The 21441-nt window shown below is 59.0% G+C and carries 17 protein-coding genes; 5 read left to right on the plus strand and 12 right to left on the minus strand.

The annotated features are described in order from the left end of the window. Positions 1-184: 184 nt before the first annotated feature. Together JZX89_RS13310 and JZX89_RS13315 are read left to right on the plus strand one after the other, a co-directional pair. The gene (locus tag JZX89_RS13310) at positions 185-1201 is read left to right on the plus strand and encodes a DUF1402 family protein (protein WP_207134316.1); all 1017 of its coding nucleotides are present in this window, start codon (positions 185-187) and stop codon (positions 1199-1201) included. Positions 1202-1579: 378 nt separating this feature from the next. Continuing rightward, positions 1580-3136, plus strand: a complete 1557-nt coding sequence (locus tag JZX89_RS13315; protein ID WP_207134317.1) for a TerC family protein — start codon at positions 1580-1582, stop codon at positions 3134-3136. 120 nt (positions 3137-3256) lie between these two features. Here the strand turns inward: JZX89_RS13315 and JZX89_RS13320 are convergent, their stop codons facing one another. The 7 genes from JZX89_RS13320 to JZX89_RS13350 all read right to left on the minus strand — a co-directional run bounded on the left by JZX89_RS13320 (position 3257) and on the right by JZX89_RS13350 (position 11377). Continuing rightward, on the minus strand, positions 3257-3883 hold the full coding sequence (locus JZX89_RS13320) for a dual specificity protein phosphatase family protein (protein ID WP_153515910.1): 627 nt from the start codon (positions 3881-3883) through the stop codon (positions 3257-3259). Between the two features lie 47 nt (positions 3884-3930). After that, positions 3931-4842 carry an inositol monophosphatase family protein gene (locus JZX89_RS13325; protein WP_207134318.1) on the minus strand — a complete coding sequence of 304 codons (912 nt, stop codon included), beginning with the start codon at positions 4840-4842 and terminating at the stop codon, positions 3931-3933. Positions 4843-4901: 59 nt separating this feature from the next. Beyond that, positions 4902-5972, minus strand: a complete 1071-nt coding sequence (locus tag JZX89_RS13330) for an ABC transporter substrate-binding protein (RefSeq protein ID WP_246746703.1) — start codon at positions 5970-5972, stop codon at positions 4902-4904. 94 nt (positions 5973-6066) lie between these two features. Beyond that, positions 6067-7167 carry an ABC transporter substrate-binding protein gene (locus tag JZX89_RS13335; RefSeq protein WP_246746695.1) on the minus strand — a complete coding sequence of 367 codons (1101 nt, stop codon included), beginning with the start codon at positions 7165-7167 and terminating at the stop codon, positions 6067-6069. Between the two features lie 64 nt (positions 7168-7231). Continuing rightward, positions 7232-8356 (minus strand): ABC transporter substrate-binding protein, encoded by a 1125-nt coding sequence (locus JZX89_RS13340; protein ID WP_207134321.1) that lies wholly within the window; start codon positions 8354-8356, stop codon positions 7232-7234. Positions 8357-8390: 34 nt separating this feature from the next. Beyond that, on the minus strand, positions 8391-9524 hold the full coding sequence (locus JZX89_RS13345; protein ID WP_207134322.1) for an ABC transporter ATP-binding protein: 1134 nt from the start codon (positions 9522-9524) through the stop codon (positions 8391-8393). Continuing rightward, a complete protein-coding gene (locus tag JZX89_RS13350; protein WP_149900773.1) occupies positions 9524-11377 on the minus strand; it encodes an ABC transporter permease in 1854 nt (617 codons plus the stop codon). The genes JZX89_RS13345 and JZX89_RS13350 overlap by 1 nt, the downstream gene beginning before the upstream one ends. A 519-nt stretch (positions 11378-11896) precedes the next feature. On the opposite strand from JZX89_RS13350, the gene JZX89_RS13355 reads away from it, so the two are divergent. Then, positions 11897-12883: a LacI family DNA-binding transcriptional regulator gene (locus tag JZX89_RS13355; RefSeq protein ID WP_149900772.1), complete on the plus strand. Its 987-nt coding sequence runs from the start codon at positions 11897-11899 to the stop codon at positions 12881-12883. On the opposite strand, the gene JZX89_RS13360 is transcribed toward JZX89_RS13355, so the two are convergent. From JZX89_RS13360 to JZX89_RS13375, 4 genes are all read right to left on the minus strand, one after another. Continuing rightward, positions 12880-14523 carry a Na/Pi cotransporter family protein gene (locus JZX89_RS13360; protein WP_207134323.1) on the minus strand — a complete coding sequence of 548 codons (1644 nt, stop codon included), beginning with the start codon at positions 14521-14523 and terminating at the stop codon, positions 12880-12882. The genes JZX89_RS13355 and JZX89_RS13360 overlap by 4 nt on opposite strands. Positions 14524-14602: 79 nt before the next feature. Further along, positions 14603-16288 carry a metallophosphoesterase family protein gene (locus JZX89_RS13365; RefSeq protein WP_207134324.1) on the minus strand — a complete coding sequence of 562 codons (1686 nt, stop codon included), beginning with the start codon at positions 16286-16288 and terminating at the stop codon, positions 14603-14605. After that, positions 16282-16890 (minus strand): dual specificity protein phosphatase family protein, encoded by a 609-nt coding sequence (locus JZX89_RS13370; RefSeq protein WP_207134325.1) that lies wholly within the window; start codon positions 16888-16890, stop codon positions 16282-16284. Before JZX89_RS13370 ends, JZX89_RS13365 begins: the two co-directional genes overlap by 7 nt. Before the next feature lie 57 nt (positions 16891-16947). Continuing rightward, positions 16948-17787 carry an inositol monophosphatase family protein gene (locus tag JZX89_RS13375; protein WP_207134326.1) on the minus strand — a complete coding sequence of 280 codons (840 nt, stop codon included), beginning with the start codon at positions 17785-17787 and terminating at the stop codon, positions 16948-16950. Between the two features lie 293 nt (positions 17788-18080). Between JZX89_RS13375 and JZX89_RS13380 the strand changes: the two genes are divergently transcribed. Together JZX89_RS13380 and JZX89_RS13385 are read left to right on the plus strand one after the other, a co-directional pair. Then, the gene (locus tag JZX89_RS13380) at positions 18081-20057 is read left to right on the plus strand and encodes a putative bifunctional diguanylate cyclase/phosphodiesterase (RefSeq protein ID WP_207134327.1); all 1977 of its coding nucleotides are present in this window, start codon (positions 18081-18083) and stop codon (positions 20055-20057) included. Between the two features lie 231 nt (positions 20058-20288). Further along, positions 20289-20585: a PRC-barrel domain-containing protein gene (locus tag JZX89_RS13385; protein ID WP_003522015.1), complete on the plus strand. Its 297-nt coding sequence runs from the start codon at positions 20289-20291 to the stop codon at positions 20583-20585. Positions 20586-20678: 93 nt separating this feature from the next. On the opposite strand, the gene JZX89_RS13390 is transcribed toward JZX89_RS13385, so the two are convergent. Then, positions 20679-21404, minus strand: a complete 726-nt coding sequence (locus JZX89_RS13390; protein ID WP_149900767.1) for an SDR family oxidoreductase — start codon at positions 21402-21404, stop codon at positions 20679-20681. Positions 21405-21441 lie beyond the last annotated feature (37 nt).

Consider the following 21441-nt stretch of genomic DNA (forward strand, 5'->3'; position numbering starts at 1 on the left):
ATGAAACAAACCGCTCGACTTTTAACGATCCCGAAAATTGGCGCACCTGTTACCGCCGGATCGTGCGACACCTTTCACAATCGCCAACAACGGGAATGTGAGCGGCGGCAAACTTGCCATGCGTGGATGGCCTGCCTAAGAAAGGCCCACAACCACGATGAATCCCCGTTACAGAGAATGTTGCATGAGCCTGTTTGCGAAGATCACCCGCACAGCCACCCTCATCATGACGCTGGCCTGCCTTCCTTCTTACGCCGTCGCGCAGCAGATAACCGTCGTTCCTCCTGGAAATCGCTCCGCCGAGCAGCCGGAAATACCACGAGCCTCGGCGATCCGGACCAAGGCTTTCTACACGACCTACGAGGAAAAGTTCGGCAAGACGATCGATCTTCTAAACAGTGAACCCGCCCTTCTCAGCAAGATCAAGAAGGCCGCCGCGGCCTATGGCATCGATCCGATCCACATTGTCGGCGCCATCGTCGGAGAACATACCTTCAACGTCTCGGCCGTGGATCGCCTGCAGACCTACTACGTCAAGGCCATTTCCTACGCCGAACTCGATATCAAGTTCAGCTATAATGGCGTTTCCCTGAAGACCTTCCTCCAAAGGCCGGAATTCCAGTCCTGCGAGCCGCTTGCCACCACCTCCGAACAATGGAGCTGCCGCGACACCGTGTGGGACGAGGACTTCCGTGGCAAGGTCGTGGATGGTGCGAGCTATGAGGCCATCTCGTTCCAGCGTGCCTTCTTCCAGCCCTTTTATGCGGGGCAGACCTTCGGACTTGGCCAGATCAGCCCGCTGACGGCGCTGCAGGTCACCGATCTCGTGAACAGGACGAGCGGCCTGCCGAAACTCTCTGCGGACAGGCCGAAGGAAATCTACCGCGACGTCATGGATCCCGACCGCAGCATCATCTACATCGCCGCCATCCTCAGGGATTCCATCGACGCCTACCGGGAAAAGGGCTTCGACATCTCAGGCAATCCCGGCATCACCTCCACACTCTACAATGTCGGCCAGCCAAGGCGTCGCGCCGAACGCCTGCGGGCAGCCGTGGATGCGGGCGCAAAAAACCGCCTGCCGGTCGAAAACTACTATGGATGGCTGATCAACGACCGCTTGGACACCCTGAAAAGCATTCTTGACGGCAAGGCCATCGACCAGCGGACGACTTCGGACATAGGCGAAAAAACGCGATAACGCTTTTTTGTTTTCAAATAGTAGCCAATCGCCTAGATTGTACAGGGCCGGATGTTCTCGGGTAAAAACCCATAGATTTACACGCAAAGATTGCCAAACCGTACCTTCACAATGTAACCTTAAGCAAAAAGCGCTTTTCCATCCGCCGGAAATCTGCTAATTCGGCTGGCACAAGAATTCACGGATAGCGGGATAAATTCGCCCTATGCCTGACGAAGGCGACAGTACCGACAGTAGTCGACACCGAACGAGGCTGGCTCGCGTGAAGCGCAGCCAGCCTCGGATTTTCTTGTTTTCATCAACGCGACAGCTTTCAGCCTCGGATGTTCAGTCCGGGGCTTTGCGTGTTCGCATCCATTCCCATAAAGGCTCCTGAACATGGAATTCCTAGCAGATCCGAACATCTGGATCGGCCTCGTCACCCTTATCGTTCTCGAAGTCGTTCTCGGCATCGACAATCTCGTTTTCATCGCGATCCTTGCCGACAAGCTACCACCACACCAACGCCACAAGGCTCGGGTCATCGGCCTGTCGCTGGCGCTGATCATGCGCGTCCTGCTGCTGTTTTCGATCTCATGGATCGTCACGCTGACGCGGCCGCTGTTTACAATCGCGGATTTCTCCTTCTCCGGACGCGATATCATCCTCATCATCGGCGGTGCGTTTCTGCTCGCCAAGGGAACCATGGAACTGCATGAGCGGCTGGAGGGTGACCACAAGCCGAAGCAGGGCAAGGTGGTCCATGCTGTCTTCTGGCAGGTGATCGTGCAGATCGTCGTGCTCGATGCCGTGTTCTCACTCGACAGCGTCATCACCGCCGTCGGCATGGTCAACAATCTCTGGGTAATGATCACCGCCGTCTGCGTGGCCATGGCCGTGATGATGGCGGCCTCCAGGCCGCTGATGACATTCGTGTCGAAACACCCGACCGTCGTCATTCTCTGCCTTGGCTTCCTGTTGATGATCGGCTTCAGCCTCATCGTCGAAGGTTTCGGTTTCCATCTTCCGAAGGGTTATCTCTATGCGGCCATCGGCTTTTCCGTGCTCATTGAGGCGGCAAACCAGCTTGGCAGGCGCAACCGCGAAAGGCGCATCACCGCCGGTGATATGCGTGAGCGTACCTCCAACGCCATTTTGCGGCTTCTCGGCGGCCGGGTCGGTGAACAGCCGCTTGGCGAGACGGCCGATCTTATCGCCGAACAGGCCACCCTCAGCGACCTGTTCAAATCCGAAGAAAAGGACATGATCCGTGGCGTCCTGACACTTGCCGAACGCCCCGTCGTCTCGATCATGACGCCACGCACCGAGATCGACTGGCTGGATATCGACGCCGACCCGGAGACGCTGCGCCACCGTCTGCTCGAACTCGACCATTCCCGGTTGATGCTCGCGCAGGGCAAGCTGGACTCCTTCCTCGGCGTCGCAGCCACAAAGGACCTGCTGCGTGATCTTCTGCGTGATGGAAGCCTGAACCTCGAAAGCTCGCTGCGGCAGCCGCTTGTGGTGCATGAGAGCGCCACGGCCCTGCAGGTCATGGAACAGCTGCGCAAATCCCCGCTGCAGATGGCCGTCATCATCGACGAATACGGCACGCTGCAGGGAATCGCCACGCCAACGGATATTCTCGAGGCGATCGCCGGCGAATTCCCTGACGAAGGCGAAGAACTGCTGATTTCGGAAAAGGCGGAAGACGGCTCCTGGCTTATCGACGGCGCCGTCGATGTCAGAAGGGCGTCTTATCTTCTCGACATCGATCTGGTGGATGAAGCCGATCGTTATTCCACCGTCGCGGGCTACATTCTGTGGCGTCTAAATCGCCTTCCCGAGGTGGGTGAGCGTGTTTCCGGCGAAGGTTTTGCGTTCGAAATCGTTTCCTGCTCGGACAGGAACATCGAGAAGGTCCGGGCGTGGAACTATGCGGGGACCGAAGCTTAAACAAGAACGGCCGAGAGGATGCCATCTAGCAACCTCCCGGCATATAAATGGCGACGTCCTTTTGTGCCGAGGACGTCGCCATTACCGCACGAAAACAAATGGCACCGGGGTAATCTCTCCTCAATGCGCGGCGTCGATCATCGCGATCCAGCCGGCGGCACGGCGGGCGGCGTCCGCAAGCACGGGCTTCGGCGCCTTGAACCATTCGTTTTCCGGCAGTTCGCGCTTCACGCGAACGAAGCTGATGGCATCGTCAAGGGTCGGAAATTCCACCGGCAGCGTCAGGTGCAGAAAGAGCGCGACGACGGCGACGGAACGCGAACGGCCGCCGCGGCAATTGATGAGCACGCTGCCGCGTTCCCGCCGGGGATAGGACGGCTTGTCGGGCAATACCTGTTCCAGCGCCGCCCGCAGAATATAATGGGCAGCCACCATCTGGGTATCGGGATTTCCGGCACCATCGATCAGGCCGATCTTGTAATAGCGGATTTCGCCCGGCCCATAGATGCTGCCTTCATGATCGGAAACGACCTGCGGCTGCTCCACAAAGTTGAAGTCGAGATTGACGGCGCAATTGACGACGGTGGTGATGCCGTTCTGACGCAGGAGGTTGAGGTCGCTGGCACCCTCCTTACCCGAAATGAACAGATCGACGCCATAAAGTGGGTGCTGCTCATAGATGCGGCTGAGCTTCGGCAATTCGCCGCTTTCCTGCTCGTGGGACAGGTTTTTTTCCGGTTGTGGCATGTCATGTCTCCATCGGCGCCGATACGGCCACCGTCACGTCTCTTTTCTCAGGCATTCGCGGTCGTGAGGCTTTGTCCTATAGCTGCGATACGGCTTTCGGATATGGACCGCGCCACCCGCTCTAATGTCGGGTAATTCGCCCCTTCACCCGTGGCGATATAACCAGGGCAGAGGAAATCGGCAGAACCCTCCGCCACCTTTCCAAGGGTCAGCGGCTCATAGGTTCCGCCGGCATTTTTGAGAATGAGGATGGCTGCGGCCACATCCCAGGCATTAACGCCGAAACCGGCGGCCGCATCCGTCCAGCCCGCCGCAACATGGGCGATGCTGAGCGCGGCGCTGCCAGGCCGGCGCAATGTCGAGAAGGTCTCGACAAGAGCGCCGAAATTGGCGAGCGCCGCTTCCCGCCCATCCAGCCGGAAATCACGCGAGACGGGATAACCGGTGATCAAGGTCGCCCGGGTCTCGTCTGCAACACTGCGGGAGCGCAGCTTGTCTCCGTCCAGATAGGAAGCTTCAAGATTGGCGGAAAACATCTGGTCCGCCACGGGATCATAGACCACGCCGGCAACGGCCTCGCCGTCGATGACGGCGGCAATCGATACGCACCAGAAGGCAAGGCCACGGGCGAAATTTGCCGTACCGTCGATCGGATCGACATACCATTGCACCTCGCCGCTGCCGATCTGGCCGCCCTCTTCGCCCATGATCGCCGAATTGGGTTCGCTTGCGAGAATGACGGCACGAATGGTAGCTTCAGCCCGCTTGTCATGAATGGTGACGATGTCGTGGAGATCGACCTTATAATCCACCGTCATGTCCGAGCGGAATGCCGCAAGCAGCGGATCGCGCACGGCACGCGCCGCCGCCTCGGCGATTTTCATCAGCCGCATCGAGCGGGAAAGCCCCTCCTCATATCCAGATTTTGGTTCGGTCGAAGATGAGGTCTGCATCGGCATATCCAGTCTGTTCGTTCGCAAAGAAGGAGGCGACGCGGCATCAGCCGCGCCAGCCGGGATTATTTCTTGTAGTTGACGCGCCAGACGTCCTGCCATTCCTCGCGGCGGTCGAAATCATCAAGGCCGGTGGCGGAATCGTATCCCATCAGTCTGTCGGCAACCTTCATCAGCCCCGAGGGCTCGTCAGCCGGCATTTTGATGTCGATGTTGGTCGGCAGCTTGCCGTCCTTCATCTGCGGCGCGATGCCCTCTTCCGTCAGGATGTAATGAACAAAGAGCTTCGCCATGTTCGGGCTCTTGGTCTTGGACGCGATCAGCCCGAGCTTAATGTAGGTCCAGCCGACCCATGGATCGAGGCCCGTGCAGAGGCCGAGCTTGTAACCCTTGTCGGCATTGTCGCGGAACTTGGCGGAACTTAGCAGGCCGAAAAAGGGCTGTTTCTGGCCGGGGGCACCGACAGCTTCCGCCACCGGATCGTCACCTTCGGTGGCAAGCGGGCCGTTTGCAGCCATTGCCTTGATCCATGCGGCAGACGCGCCTTTTTCCTCTATCTCTTTGCCGAAATGGGCCTTGTAGGCCGCCGCCACCTTTTCGTTGCCATGCGCTTCAAGCTGGTTGAACCAGTCCGTATAGGTGCTCTTGCTCAAGGGATCGACCATGGCGACCTTGCCTTTCCATTTCGGCTCAGTCAGTTCCCAGATGTTGCCCACCGGGCATTTGTCATGGGCTTCGGTATTATAGGTCCAGACATTGGCGTTGGTGGAAATTGCCAACGGGTTCTGAAATTGCGCCGGGATTTTCGCCGCCATGTCGCCCGGTAGATAATTTTCGACAAACCCCGCCGGCAGAAGCTGCGCGAGCGCCGATGGCGCATCGGTGATCAGCACCACGTCGCCCTGCACATTGCCGGACTGGCTTTCACGGATGATCATCTCCAGCTGGCTGTTGGCCGAGACCTTCACCCCTGTCGCCTTCAGCCCATATTTGGCGCTGAACTTGTCGGCCATTTCGACGATCTTGCCGGTGCTGTCATAGATATTGATCGGTTTTTCCTGCTTTGCCGCCGCCAGGATCGTATCCAGATCGAAGGCTTCTTCGGCCGCAGCAGCCATGGCAGACAATCCGATCATTGCCGCAGCAATGGCTGACGCCGTTGTCAAATTTGTTCTTTTCATCGTCTCCCCTCCCAAGGAAAAGTAAGGCAGGCTCACGCCCGCCTTGCCGTTATTTTTTGTAGTTCACACGCCAGAAATCCTGCCAGCCTTCGCGCTTGTCGAGGTCATCGGCAGCCGTTGTCGCATCGAAAGCCATCAGCTCGTTGAGGTGAGCTGCCACCTTCGAAGGCTCATCCGCAGGCAGGGCGATTTTCGTATTGCCGGAAATTTTGCCATCGGCGGTCTGTGGCGCGATGCCCTCTTCCGTCATCAGATAATGCAGGAAGAGCTTTGCCGCATTCGGACTTTTCGTCTGCCCGGCAATCAGGCCGAAGCCGGGATAAAGGAAGCCGGAAAAGGGTTTGACGCCGCTGCAAAGCCCGAGCTTCAGCCCCTTGGTCTCATTGTCACGGTATTTGGCCACTGAGGTGATGACGAAGAAAGGATCGGTCTGCCCCGGCGCACCGGCCGCATCCGCAACCGTGCTTGAATCAGAAAGCAGGGGCGCGTTTTCGGCAAAGGCCTTTACCCAGGCTGCCGTCGCGCTTTTTTCGCCCGTTTCAAGCTTCTTGCCGTAGAGATCTTCGTAGGCCTTGGAGACATCGGCATCGTGATGGGTTTCGATCTGGTTGAACCAGTCGGCGTAAAGCGGCTTGTCGAAGAGATCGAGCATGGCCAGCTTGCCCTTCCACTTCGGCTCCGTCATCTGCCAGATATTGGTGACCGGGCATGTGTCGTATTTCTCGGTATTATAGGTAAACACATGCGGATCGGAGACGATCACGAGCGGATCGCGCAGCTTTTGCGGAATATCGCCTTCCATATCCGGCGGTGACCAGCTGGTGGCGATACCCTCGGGCAAAAGCTCCCCCATGGCGGAGGCGACGTCGGTTGCGACGCTGACATCGCCGACGACGTTGCCGGCCCGATGCTCGCGGATCATCAGCTCGACCTGCGTTGCCTCGTTCACCTTCTTGCCGCTGGCCTGCACGCCGTATTTGGCGGTGAAGGCCTGCGCAGTGTCGACGATCTTGCCGGTCACCGCGTAAACGGTGATCGGCTTTTCCTTCTTTGCGGCGTCGATCAGCGCATCGAGATTAAAGGCGTCCTGCGCATGTGCGGCGGTGCCAAGCGCCAGCGAGAAGATCAGGGAGAGTGCGGAGGCGGCCATTCGCCCCCCGCGCTGCCCACCATATCGGTTATGCTTCATTATAGTCACTGCGTCGGTCCCCCCGTTATTTTTTGTAGTTCACGCGCCAGAAGTCCTGCCACGTTTCGCGCGCATCCCAGTCGTCAAGGCTGGTGGCCATGCTGTAAGGCAGAATGTGGTCGAGAACCGCGCCGATACCCGAAGGCTCGTCGGCAGGCAGGCTCACCTCCTTGTTCGTCGACATCTTGCCGTCGATTGCCTGCGGCGCGATGCCTTCAGCGGTCATGATGTAATGAATGAAGAGCTTCGCCGCGTTCGGGCTGTCCGTGCCCTTGGTGATCAGGCCGACGCCCGGATAAAGCCAGCCGGCCCATGGCTTCAGCTCCTTGCAAAGACCAAGCTTCATGCCCTTGTCGGCATTGTCGCGGAACTTCGCCGAGCTGATGAGGCCCATGAACGCGTCCTTCTGGCCGGGCGTACCAACGGCTTCGGCGGCGGCCGCATCGGCATCGGTCAGAAGCGGAGCGTTGGCGGCAAGCGCCTTCACCCAGGCGGCGGTCGCAGTCGTCTCTGCGGTTTCGAGGTCTTTGCCGTAGAGCGCCTTATAGGCCGCCTTCACCTCGCCATCGCCATGTTTGGCCATCTGATTGAACCAATCGACATAGGAGGCTTTGCCGAGCGGATCCTGCATTGCCACCTTGCCCTTCCACTTCGGGTCGGTCAGTTCCCAGATGTTGGAAACGGGGCATTTGTCGAAAAGCTCACTATTATAGGCCCAGACATTGGCGCTGGTGACGACGGTGAGCGGATCCTGATATTCCGGCGGAATATTGCCGGCCAGATCCGGCGGCAACCAGCTTTCGACAAAACCCATCGGAATAAGCTGCGCCATCGCTGCCGGCGCATCGCTGATGATCGAGACGTCGCCCTGAATATTGTTGGCGCGCGCCTCGCGGATGATCATTTCCAGCTGGGCTGTGGCCTTGACCTTCGCGCCCTCGGCGCCCACGCCATATTTCGCCGCGAAGTTCTTCGTCATTTCGACGATCTTGCCGGTGCTGTCATAGACGGTGATCGGCTTTTCCTTTTTGGCCGCCTCGATCAGGGCATTGAGGTCGAAAGGCTCTTCCGCCTTCGCCGCGCCGCCAAACGTCGCAGCGATAGCCGTTGCGCATAACAGCCGGCTCAAACCCGTCATTGTCCGCTTCATACTGCTTCTCCTTCAGCCGTCTTTGCCGGCGTTTTCAGTTGTAGGTGCTGTTGCGTAGAACGGCGTCCGCCTCGGTGACCCGCTGCCCCCTTGCGTCAAAAGCATGCAGGGCCTCCGGCGACACGTGGAAAAACACGCGGTCGCCGCTGTCGATACGCGGCAGGGAATGGGTGGTGAGAAACAGCGTGTGGTTTTCGCTTCTCAGCTCAAGAATCCAGCTGCCGCCGGTCGGCAGCACGCCCGTCACCGTCATTTCACCGGAGAAACTGCCCTGCGGCACATCTTCCGGCTTCATCACGTAACCCATCGCCTCCGGCCGCATGCCGACCGACGCGATGCCGCGCAGTTGCGGATAACGCGCTGCAAAATAGGCTTCGCCCTTATCGGCAACATCGGAGACGCCGGGCTGGCCAAAGGTCAGGATATTGATCGGCGGGCTGCCGACAAATTCGGCGACGAAGCGGTTGGCCGGACGATCATAGATATCGTTCGGCGTGCCCATCTGCTGCAACGTGCCCTCGTTCATGACGGCGATGGTGGTGGCAAGCGTCATGGCTTCCCACTGGTCATGCGTCACGAAGACGATGGTGGTCTTGAACTCCTTGTGCAGCCGCTTCAGCTCAGCGCGCATTTCCAGCCGCAGCCGGGCATCCAGATTGGACAGCGGCTCGTCCAAAAGCAGAACGCCGGGATTGACGGCAAGCATGCGGGCAAGCGCCACGCGCTGCTGCTGCCCACCGGAAAGCTGTGACGGGTAACGATCGCGATATTTGGCAATGTCGAGCGCCTGCATGACGCGCTCGACACGGGCTTCACGTTCGGCCTTCGGCAGCTTGCGCAAGCGCAGGCCGAAATCCGTGTTGCGCTCGATCGTCAAATGCGGCCAAAGCGCATAGCTCTGGAAGACCAGGCCCATTTCACGCTTTTCCGGCGGCACGAAGATGCCGTCATTGACAGAGTCTATCACCCGGTCGCCGACGCGGATTTCCCCGCCGGAGAGGTTTTCGAGGCCGGCGATCATGCGCAGCGTCGTGGTCTTGCCGCAGCCGGAAGGGCCGAGCAGGCACATGAATTCGCCGTCACGGATTTCGAGATCGAGATCGGAAACCGCATTTGGGGAATTCACACCGTAGTTTTTCTGCGCACCGCGCAAGTTGATGGTAGGCATCAGCTTCCAAGTCCTTCTGCAAGATTTGTGCGGGTCAGTTTCTGGGCCAGCAGCGTGCCGAAATAGGCGATGCCGGCGATGATCAGCACCACGGCGTTGGCGGCCTGTGTGTAGTGGTAATCGACCAGTCGCAGCGAATAGGTGGTCAGCACGTCCGTGCTCGGCACCGCGAGGATGACGAAAAGGCTCAAGCCCTTGATGCCCGAAATGAAGGGCAGGAGAACCCCCGTCACCAGCGATCCCTTCTGGATCGGGATGACGATCGAGATCATGCGGCGGAACCAGCCTGCGCCGGCGATCTGCGCCGCCTCTTCCGGGTCCTTTCCAAGCTGCGTCATGGCCGAAATGCCGGCGCGTGAGGCATAGGGCATCTGGTCGGCAATCAGTGCCAGGATAAGGATCGTCACCGTGCCATAGAGCGCCGGCATCGGCCCGCGCGGAACGGCAAACAGCGACAGATAGGCGGCGGCAAAGGCGATGCCCGGCACGAGATAGGGCAGGAACGTTACCTGTCGCAGATAGACCGACAGCGCGCGCACCGGCGTGCGGATGACGACATAGCCGACCAAGAGACCGAGAACGCCTGATGTCAGCGAGGCAAGGCCAACGATCATCATCGTGTTTTTGGCGGCCGCCCATAGATCGGGGCTCAAGAGAACACCGGTCTGCAAGGCCACCGTGTTGAGGTTGGTGCCGATCCAGTAATCGAGTGTGAAGTTATCGAGCGAGAATCTGGCCGGCATCTTCATGACGGTCGAGAGCGCCAGGGTCAGAAGCGGCAGGCCGACGCTGAGAATAAAGACGGCAGCGGCAAAGCCGGTTGCCGGAAGCCGCATCTTGCCGAGACGGCTTAGACGGTTCATCGAACCCTTCGACCCGATCGTCACGAAACGGCGGGCTTCGCGAACGAGGCGGGCGTCAATCATCAGCGTGACGATGCCGATGAGCATGATCGCAGCCGCAACGACACCGGCAACGCCGGTCTGGCGCGAGGCGATGCTGCGGAACAGCGAAGTCGACAGGACTTCGAATTTCACGGGAAGCCCCAGAACATAAGGCACACCGAACTCACCAAGGCACTTCGCAAAGATCAGCACCATGGAAGACAGCAGCGCCGGCCGCATCAGCGGCATGATGATCTGCAAGGCCACCTGATAACGGTGTGCGCCGAGAATGCGGGCGGAATCCTCAAGCTGCGAGTCGAAGCGGCGAAGCGCCGAGCCGAACAGCAGGATGACGAAAGGCGTGTAATGCAGCGCAAGGATGATGGTGATCGGGAAGCGCCCATAGGCCACCCAGTCCGGCGGTGTCAGGCCTATTGCCTCGAACCAGCCGGGCTGGCCGCCAACGGTGCGGTTTTTGAACAGGGTCGTCCATGCCAGCGCGAAAGTCCAGGCCGGCAGCATATAAGGCACGATCAGCGCGGTGGCGAACCAACGACGGCCGAACATATCCGTGCGGCTGATAAGCCAGGCAAGCACGGTGCCGATGACCAACGAAAGCGCAATCGCCCCGAAAGCTACCGTCAGGGTGTTGAAGAGCGGTCGCCAGAAAAGGTCTGTCGCGACAGGCGAGAAAAACGCTCTGTCGAGATAATAAAGCGTGAGGTCGCCAACATCCTTGCCAAGACGCCGTTCGTGGCCGAATTGCACGCGCACCGCATCGAAAACGATCGAAATGATCGGAATGACGATCAGATAGGTGAAAAGCAGGGCCGTCAGAACGCCGATCAGCGTCGTCGGCTCCCGGAGCGCGACCTTGAGGCGATATCGCCAGGCCTGCCATGCCGAAGGCGCGGTCGCCGGGGGACGCCCCAATGCCTCCGCCTTCGTTGATTCGCTTAAAAGAGCCATTATCTCTCCCCGTATGGCCACACCACTGCCCTGACACGCCGGCAAAAAACTGCCGTCGCACAGCCTGCAAAACAGGCGGCGCGTGCGTGACCTTCAGCAATGCATCAATGCTTCAGAAGCGGGTGTCCAAAACCCGCCAACAACGATGATCCCAGCTCCTCCCGAAAACATCGTCGGCAAAGCGAATATGGAATAAAAATTCCATATATCACTCGACCTTGGAATGCATGATCCGTCTTTAAAGGCGGTTTGTCAACGAAAAAATGCACACGTGATCACTAAGTTATTTATTTGTTTTAAAAGGTCTTTTTGTCACAAAACTGTAATTTTTTGAGCATGATGAACGGAGGAATGTTTTTCCCGGCGGGACAGCAATGGAACGAATGGGACGTTTTCCCGAAGTGTACCTCATCTCCCTGCCCTCGCGCAGCGGCGGGCGGCTGAAAAATTTCGATTGGAATAGCCGACGCCACATCGCCTGTGGTATCAGGCATAGGATTTCGCAACCGGGGGAATTGAATGGCGAGAGGGTTCGTGACAGCCGAAGAGGTGGCGAAAAAGGCCGGGGTCTCGCGCTCCGCCGTCTCGCGTACCTTCACTCCCGGCGGCAGCGTTTCGAAGGTGGTGCGGCGCAAGGTGCTGAAAGCCGCGCAGGAACTTGGCTACCGCGTCAACCGTCTGGCGCAGGGCCTCAATAATGACCGCTCCAACCTCATCGGGGTTGTCGGCGCCAATCTGAGTTCCCCCTTCATTTCAAAGCAGCTCGATCTGCTCAGCATCGGCCTTCTGCGCCGCGGGCTGCAATGCCTGCTGCTGAATGCGGCGGATGCGCGCAAGGACATCGCGCCGCTGATCGAGCTTCTCTTCGAGTTCCGCGCCCAGGCAATCGTCGTTCTTTCCGGCGAACCGCCGGCTTCGATCGTCGATGAATGCATCGCCAATGGCGTGCGCCTCATCCTCATCAACCAGCGTCTCGACCGCACCGACACCAATATGGTGCTGAGCGACGATTCCCACGGTGCCGACCTTGCCGCCATGCGGCTCGTGGCGGCCAAATGCCGCAAGGTCGCGGTGATTTCCAGCGGCAGCCAGACCCCGGCGCAGCTGCGCCGCGCCGGCGCCTTCACCCAGCGCATGAGCATCGAAGGCATCGAGGTCGTTCCCTGGTCCGGCGGACCGACGAGCTATGACAGCGGTTATCAGGCCGGCTGCGAATTGCTGGCCGACAAGGCGATCGATGGCGCTTTCTGCGTGACCGATCTGCTGGCACTCGGTTTCATGGACGCCGCACGTCTGGAAATGGGTCGCCGGGTACCGGAAGATCTCTCGATCGTCGGTTTCGACGATATTCCACAGGCTGGCTGGAAAAGCTATCAACTGACCACCGTTGCCCAATCCTTCGACGCGCTGACCGAAAAAGTCCTGACCGCGCTCGACAGCGACCTGCCGGAAACCCGGCTTCAGGTCGTGCCCGTTTCCATGGTCGAGCGCATCACCGCGCGCTAACCCACCTGCTTGATGCGGCTTTCAATCAGGAGGCCGCTTTCATCGAGGATCGGATGAGCGACGGCGGCGATATGGGCGTTGATGCGTTTGAGATCGCGCAGCATGTCCAGATGCACGGAACTGGTCTGGATGCTGTCGGCCCGGCCATCACGCAGGCGCTGCAGATGGCGCTCCGAAGACTGCTTTTCGAGACGCCGCACATCTTCCTTCACTTCCACCAGCCGGCGGGCAAGATCGGCATTGCGGGTTGCGAAAACCGATTGGGCCATGCGGATATTGTCGAGTGTGACGGCGAAAAGACGCTCCAGCTCACTCTTGCCGTCAGCGGAAAACTGGAGACCAAGATCGATCTTCTTGGCGATTTCCGGACGGATGCCTTTCTCGATGATATCGCCGATATGTTCGAGATTGATGGCATATTCGACGATATCCATCGCGCGGCGCTGGTCTTTCCGGCAAAGCCCATCCTGTCCGACCTTCGAGACATAGACCTTGATGTCATGCTGTATGCGGTCGACCCGGCCTTCCAGCCTGCTGATGTCGTTGAGTTTCGCGACGTCGCTATCGCGCATCGCCTCGCTTGCCTGCAGCAGCATGCGCTCGATCAGGTCACCGACCAGCAGCACCTCGCGGCTGGCACCGGCAAGTGCTGCAACCGGCTGATCGAGATCGTGACTGTCGAGATAGCTGCGGCTGCTTTCGCTTCCCTCTTTTTCCGGCAGCATTGCCTTCGTTACCCGCAAAAGCAGCGGCGAGAGCGGCCACGCGATGGCGGCAACAGCCAGATTGAAGAAAAGATGCGCATCAACCGCGAGATTGGCGTGCGAAAAGGGCGACATATCCAGAAGCACCGCGCCATATCCGGCAAGAGGCAGGGCCAGAAGACAGCCGATGGCCCTGACGATGAGGTTGCCGACAGTCACCCGGCGCGCCGCAATCGGCGCTTTCAGCGTTGCCAGCACCGGTGGCACCGCACCGCCGAGATTGGCGCCGAGCACCAGCACGATGACGAGGCTCGTTTCGATGCCGCCGCTTGCCGCGAGCGACAGGATGAGAACGACAATCGCAAGGCTGGAAGATGCCAGCACCGCCAGGACGGCGGAGAAAATCAGCGCCACCGGCCAGGCATTGCCAAGCAATGAAATGAAGAGACCAAGCGCCGGAGATTGTCTTATAGGATCGGTCGCGGCGGAAAGAAGATGCAGGGAAAGCAGCATCAGGCCGACACCGGCAAGGGCCGCACCCGCTCCCTGCCGCTGCGCCGATTTTCCCCGTAGCAGGATGACGCCCGCGAGGATGAGCATTGGCGACAGCCAGCCAAGCCCGAGCGCGACAATCCACGCAGTCATCGCAGTGCCAACATTGGCTCCCAGCAACACGATCTGCGCCATGGCCGGCGCGATAAGGTCTTTTTCAACGAAAGAAGCGACCATCAACGCGGTCGCAGTCGAACTCTGCAAGGCGATCGTCGCTACGAGACCGGCAATGAAGGAGCGAAACCCGCCCCGCGTGCCGGCGGCGAGACCGGTGCGAAGCCTGGCGCCAAATGCGCGCGACATGCCGTCCTTGATCTGCGCAAGGCCGAAAAGTAGCAGCGCCACCGCGCCGAACAGATTGATGCTGACAACGACCGATTCCATCGGATCACCTCGCCTGTCGTCCCCGCCGCCGGTCTGCACTCGGGGCTGCGATGCAGCAGCCCGTTGCAAAACCTTCAGATCAAACCGCTACGCGCTCATATTGTGGAGCGAACTGAAGCGTGAGATCACGCGAACTGCCTTCAGCACGCTCCAGAAACAGGCCGAGCGCACCGAAGAAGATTTCGATAAAGCTTTGAACGGAACCGTCGTGGCGATCCGCCTCGCGGCCGAAGCGTTCCGCAAGTACCCGATAGAGGGAAAGCCGCTCTGGCCGGATATGCGGCAGGGCAAGACCCGCGCCCTGACGCAGGCAATACCAATCGGCAATCAGCTCGAACATCGGTAATTCAGAAGCCAGCACGAGGCCGTCCGATATGGATGCGCCCTTCTTCCCAATCAGGCCAATAACATCCTGCACGGTTTTATCCGCAATGGCCGCCACAACCTCGGCCGGCCATTCCTTGATGAAATAACGGTGCCTAATCAGCGCCCGTTTATGGCCAAGCAGAAAATCACCGTAGTTGCCCGCCGCAAACGCCCGGTCCTCGTCCTCGCCAGCCAGCGCCGTTTCCTGCGCATAGCCTCGGCAAATACGGCTATTGATCGGCAGAGCGTCCATCTCCACCGTCTCCACAATGATTTCCTGCCGCGACGGGTGGACAACCTTGAAGGCGGGCGGGAAGGCCACCAGCGACGGCACGGCGATATTGGTGAGCGAATTCTCCCCTTCCCCGCGCCTTGTCACACCTTCCACATGCAGGTGCCCGCTGAAATGGACGGCAAGCCCGGCGTGACGCAGCGCATCCTCCACCGCCTTGCGCGGCGTGCGGCGCACGACATTGGTTTCGCCGAACAGCGCGCCCTCGGCACCGCTTGCGCCATCAAAAGGATCGAGCGCCGGATAGTGAGAAAAGCCAAGCAACGTTTTGCCGAGCGCCTCCGCCCTATGACGCACATCGGCAATCCAGTCGATAATGAAGGGTTTGCAACGCAAAAGCGCATTCCAGCCGCCGGAGGTGCTGTCGGTGAAGGCCGCTTCCTCGCCTTTTTCGAACGCACCGTCGAGTGGTTCGAAAATATTGGCGTCGATCAACAGTAACCAGAGACCCGGCTCCGGCTCGACGAGATAGGAGGCGTCCATCAGCTGGTAGACATTGTGTCCATCGGGCGAGCGCACCTCGTAAAGGCGGTCCTCCGCCAAGTCGGAGAGACCGAACGGTGTTTCCCAGTGAATGTAGTCCGGCTGACGGAAATATCCGAAGGCCGCCATGGGGCCGAGGCCCACTGGATAGCCTTCGCAATACATCCGGTCGCTGATAACAACCCGCTCCCCGGCCCGCCGTGCATCGCTCGAAACGGAAAGGCATCGGCCATTTTCCGTCAGGAATTCCTTGGTATGGTGCCGGCCGCGCGGGCCAAAAATATCGTGGTTTCCGGGCAATGCATAAAAAGCGGTGCCATGGGCATCGCGATGACGCTCCAGAATGCCCTTCAGCGTTTCGGTGGTCGCCCGCTGGCCGTCATCGGTATAATCCCCAAGCAGCACCACATGGCGAATGCCCCGTTGCCGTACCTCCTCGAGCGCGGCATACAGCGCATCCGCGCTTTCATTGAAAACCCGGGTGGATTCGCGTGTATCCGACCAGCTGCGCATGGTGATGCGCTCGCCATCGATCTCAATGCCCGGAAATCCGAAATCAGCGGCCGTGTCATGAAAATGCGCGTCAGCAATGACGGCAACGGAGGGAAGAGCACGTGTCAGCATGATTGGGTGGTCTTTCTGCCCTCAACCATGTCGATCCAGTCGGAGGCACGGCGGGCGGCGGCATAAAGCATCGGTTTCGGCGTCTCGAACCATTCGTCGGGCCGCAATTCCCGCCTGGTGCGGATCACGGAAACCGCGTCGTCAAGGGTGGGGTAAAGATGCGGCTGCTGCTTATGGAGGAAAAGCGCTACCAGCGAGACGGAGCGGCTGCGGCCGCTGCGGCAGTTGACCAGCACATTGCCGCCATCTGGAAACGGATAGGTTTCGCGTTTCGGCATCGTCTGGCGAAGCGCACCGTCAAGAATGTAATAGGCCCCCAGCATCATCGTGTCGGGGCTGCCCTCCCCGTCGATCAGGCCAAGCTTGTAATAGCGGATATCGCCATAACCCACGGCGCGCCTGTCGCCCTCTTCCGCCGCCGCCTGCACGAGATTGATATCGAGGTTGACGGCGCAATTGACGACAGTGGTAATGCCGTGCCGGCGCAGGAGCCCGAGATCGCTCGCACCATCGCTGCCGCCGATGTAAAGCGCAGCATTATGCGGACCGAGCCCTTCCGCAATCAGGCTGATTGCAGGCCGGGCATAAACGGGTCCATCCATGTCATTCCTCCACATGCACGAAGCAACCCTTCATCACGGGCTGCGCTTCGTCTAAAATCAGGCCGATGCGGCCCGCTGCCCACCGGACGGCTGCCGCTCGGCCAAAGGTATGTTCGATGCCTCACTGACACCTTTGGCAACACCGCCGGCTGCCGCCAGCACCGGCCCGCCATCCTCAAGACTACCGATTTCCAGGAAAGGGCAGACATCCCCGCCAGCTTCGCTGACGAGTAGCAGTCCCGCAAGACAATCCCATGAATTCATATGCAATTCGATATAGGCATCGGAGCGGCCATCAGCCACATAGGCAAGCGCCATGGCCCCTGAGCCGGCGCGGCGGACATTGGTGCCCATATCGAGCAGGTTCTTGACGACGTCGAGATAGACGTCATTCGCCACGCGGGTCGACCAGCCCATTTCAATCGACGCCGCATCGAAACGCTCCGTCTCCGACACCCGGATCGGCAAGCCGTTGCGCGTCGCCCCCTCCCCGCGACGGGCGAAATAAAGCTCGTCAAGCGCGGGATTATAGATCGCGCCAAGCTCGGTTCGCCCGTTTTCGACATAAGCGATGGAGATACAGAAATGCGGAATGCCACGGGCAAAATTCGCAGTCCCGTCGATGGGGTCCACGACCCAGACGCGCTCGCCAATCTTCCCGCCGCCTTCTTCTCCGAAAAAACTGTCATCGGGAAAACAAGCCGCGATGGCGCCGCGAATATGCGCTTCGGAGGCAGCATCCGTCACGGTCAGAAAGTCCTGCGGCCCCTTCATCGAAAAGCTACGTGTCGCTTCGCCCTGAAAACCTTTCAGCACCAGTTCCCCGGCAGAAAGAATAACGCTGCGGCAGAGTTCGGCGCGAGCCGTCAATGTATCCGGATAAGGCATCGAGTCCATGCGCAACAACCATTTCCCTTAGAGTGAACGCGTGTTCATATTGCACACGTGTTCAGTGTTTTCAAGCACGATTTTTGGAGGAATTGATTGTGGCGGATCGGACATGGCCAAACGCTTGTTTTGGATCACTCAAGACGTAGCAGCGCACTTTGATCAATGCAAATGATGTGTTGCGACAGACAATTGTACACATCTCGAGGTTGATATGGTTCTCCATCGATTAACCCTGTGTATTTTCAATGATGTAACTGTATTTATGTTATGAACGCCGTTCTCTACTTGATGAGCGGCCAATGAAAATACTAACTGCCAAACAAAAATTTCAAAACTTCATGTCTGTTCGATCTGACAATCCGGACTTGCTGAAAGCACAATATCGCGCCTTCACACGGCAGATGCCGATGATGTATTTCATACTGCTTTCAAGTACATGGGCGCTTGCCATTACGCACATGCAACTGGCGCCGTTTTGGCTCACCATTGGAGTTCCCACTCTTTTCACCCTTGGCTGCACCCTCAGGGTCGCATTCTGGTGGAAGACGCGCGGCATCGATCCGAAGCCGAAAATGGCCCATGCGGCACTCCAGCGCACAAACCGCCTGGCGGTCGGCATCGCCATGGCATTCACGCTCTGGTCTTTTTTGCTGGTGCCTTACGGTGACGCTTATATGCAGTCTCACGTTGCCTTCTACATGGCAATCACGGTGATTTCCTGCATCTTCTGTCTGATGTATGTGCGCTCTGCCGCCTTCATTGTCACCCTCATCGTCAACGGTGCATTCATCGTCTTCTTTCTGGCATCACGGCAACCGACATTCATCGCCATCGCCATCAATGTTCTGCTGGTCTGCGCCGGCATGATGTCCATCCTGTTGACCAACTACCGCAATTTCGAGCGTATGGTCGTCTCGCAACAGCGTACGGAAGCGCTGAGCAACGAGAACCTGCTGCTCGCCAATATGGACAGCCTGACCGAGCTGCCCAATCGCCGCGCTTTTTTTTCCCATCTGGAAGTCGAGCTGGAAAAGGCCAGCGCCGCAGGAACACGGCTGGCGTTAGGCGTCATCGATCTCGACGGCTTCAAGCCGGTCAACGACCTCTATGGACACTCCGTGGGCGACAGACTGCTGGTCAATGTCAGCAAACGCCTTACCGCCAGTCTGAAAGCCAGCAAGGCGTTCCGGCTGGGCGGCGACGAATTTGCCATCGTTGCTCCGATCATACCTGATGATGCGCAGCTCGTTGCCAATGCCAACGCAATTTCAGAGCAGTTGAGAGCGCCCTACCATATGCCGGAGGGAACGGTGCATGTTTCCGCCTCGATGGGGATAGCCGTCTTTCCAAATCTCGCCTCCACGCTGGAACAGCTTTTCGACAGGGCGGACTATGCCCTTTATCATGCCAAGAAGACCCGGCGCGGCGATGCCGTCCTGTTCGACGCGGAACATGAAAAGCAGATTAATATCGAAGCCCGCATCGAACATCTGCTCAAGCAGCGCGATATGGAAAACGAACTTTCAGTCGTGTTCCAGCCAATCGTGGATATACGCGATGGAGGAACCGACGGTTTTGAGGCGCTGGCGCGCTGGCATAGCCCGATCCTCGGGCATGTGCCACCCGCCCAATTCTTCTCCATCGCCGAGCGGGCCGGAATCGTCAGTTCACTGACGCGGCCGCTTCTCAGGATGGCCCTGGCTTCCGCCTCGAAGTGGGAGCCTTCTCTCAGGCTGTCCTTCAACCTCTCGGCCCATGATCTCAATTCCTGCGAAGGCGTGTTATCCCTGATCGGCATCATCGAAAACAGCGGCTTCGACGCATGCCGTCTTGACCTTGAAATTACCGAGACGGCCTTTGCGCATGATTTCGAACAGGTCAGGCAGTCGATCGAAATGCTGCAACGTCTCGGCTGCGGCATTTCGCTGGATGATTTTGGCACGGGTTATTCCAGCCTGACGCGGCTGCATGCCCTGCCTCTTACCAAAATCAAGATCGACCGCAGTTTCGTGACCGACCTGCACGAAAAGCCGGCGAGCTACAAGATCGTGAAATCCCTTCTCACCCTCAGCCGGGATATGGGACTGGAATGTGTGGTGGAAGGGGTCGAAACATCAGAAGAGCTTGCAGCCCTTGAAGGCCTCGGTGCGACTCTGGTGCAGGGCTATGTTTATGCGCCGCCGCTGCGAGAAGAGGATGTCGATGAATTTCTTTCTGGACGCCGCGCGGCGACCCGCAACAATGCAGGAAAGTCACGACCTGCCACCGCAAGTTGACCGGACGGGGTAGAGGCAAATAGCCGCCCTTTTTCGGTCGACCGGGGGAGGAGAACCAAGCGCCTCCCACAGAAGGGCTGCCTGTTCCTCCAGTTCTTCTGACGAGCATCCGCCCGGGACCCAACAATGCACCGATGAGAAATAACCCGTCTCCACCAGCCGCAAAATTGGATGGAACAGTTTTGCGATGCGGGAGTTTGTTTTCTGCAAACCAAGACAGGAGGAAGAACAATGGATCACACCAATCACGTACGTCTGGTTGAAACGGAACTCACGCCTTCGGTGCTCGAAGGAGCGACCGTTTATGGTGCGGATGACCATAAGGTCGGCAAGGTTGACCACGTGCACGGCGTTGGAGCCGGCAGCACCGCGATCATCGATGTCGGTGGTTTTCTCGGCATCGGCGCAAAGCCTGTCGCCGTGCCGCTCAGCGATCTCGATTTCATGCGAGATGAGGACGGCGATGTCCACGCGGTTACTTCATGGACGAAGGACCAGTTGAAGGACATGCCTGAGCATCGTCATTAATCTAGATGCGCCCGGCGGTTTGCCGGGCGTTCTCTTAACCTTCGGGCGCGCTTGCGCATCCGCTCATTATTCTCCGAGCCTGTTTGCCAAACGTCAAACAGCGAGGAAACCGCCATCCACAGGCAACACGGCCCCGGAAATCATCTTGCTGTCATCAGAGAGCAGCAGCGCGATGCTCTGCGCCACCTCTTCGGCTTCGGCAAAACGGTTAAGCGGATGGCGAACCATCATCGGCTGGCTCTTGACGGGATCGTTCCAGGCTTCCGCCGCCAGTTCGGTGAGCGTGATCGTCGGGGCAACGGCGTTAACGCGGATACCGTGCGCGCCAAGCTCCTTGGCGAGAACACGGGTTGCGCCTTCAAGCCCGGCCTTCGACGCCGCATAGCAAAGATGATCCTGAAAACCGCGATGGCCGGCGATGGACGTGATGTTGACGATGGCGCCACCGCCACCCTGCGCGACACGAGCGCGGGCAAATTCCTGGCAGGTGACGAGAGCGGCGCGCAGGTTGATGCCCAGCACGGCCTCATAGCCGGCATCGCTCATGTCTAGCACGCTTTCCAGCACGTTGATGCCGGCGCTGTTGATCAGGAAATCGCACGGACCAGCTTCGGCCATGGCAGCACGGGTGGCAGCGACGTCGGCAAGATCGACACGGATCGAACGGCCGCCAATTTCGCTTTTCAGGCTATCGAGATCGGACTGCGTGCGGCTGATCGCCACCACTTCCGCACCGCGTGCGGCCATCAGCTGCGCACAGGCGCGGCCGATGCCTTTGCCTGCGCCGGTGATGATGACGGACTTTCCGGAAAACTGCATGGAACCCTCGTTATTTTGCGGCCAATAGGGCCAGATG

The sequence above is a fragment of the Agrobacterium burrii genome (genome assembly GCF_017313405.1).
GTDB lineage: Bacteria > Pseudomonadota > Alphaproteobacteria > Rhizobiales > Rhizobiaceae > Agrobacterium > Agrobacterium burrii.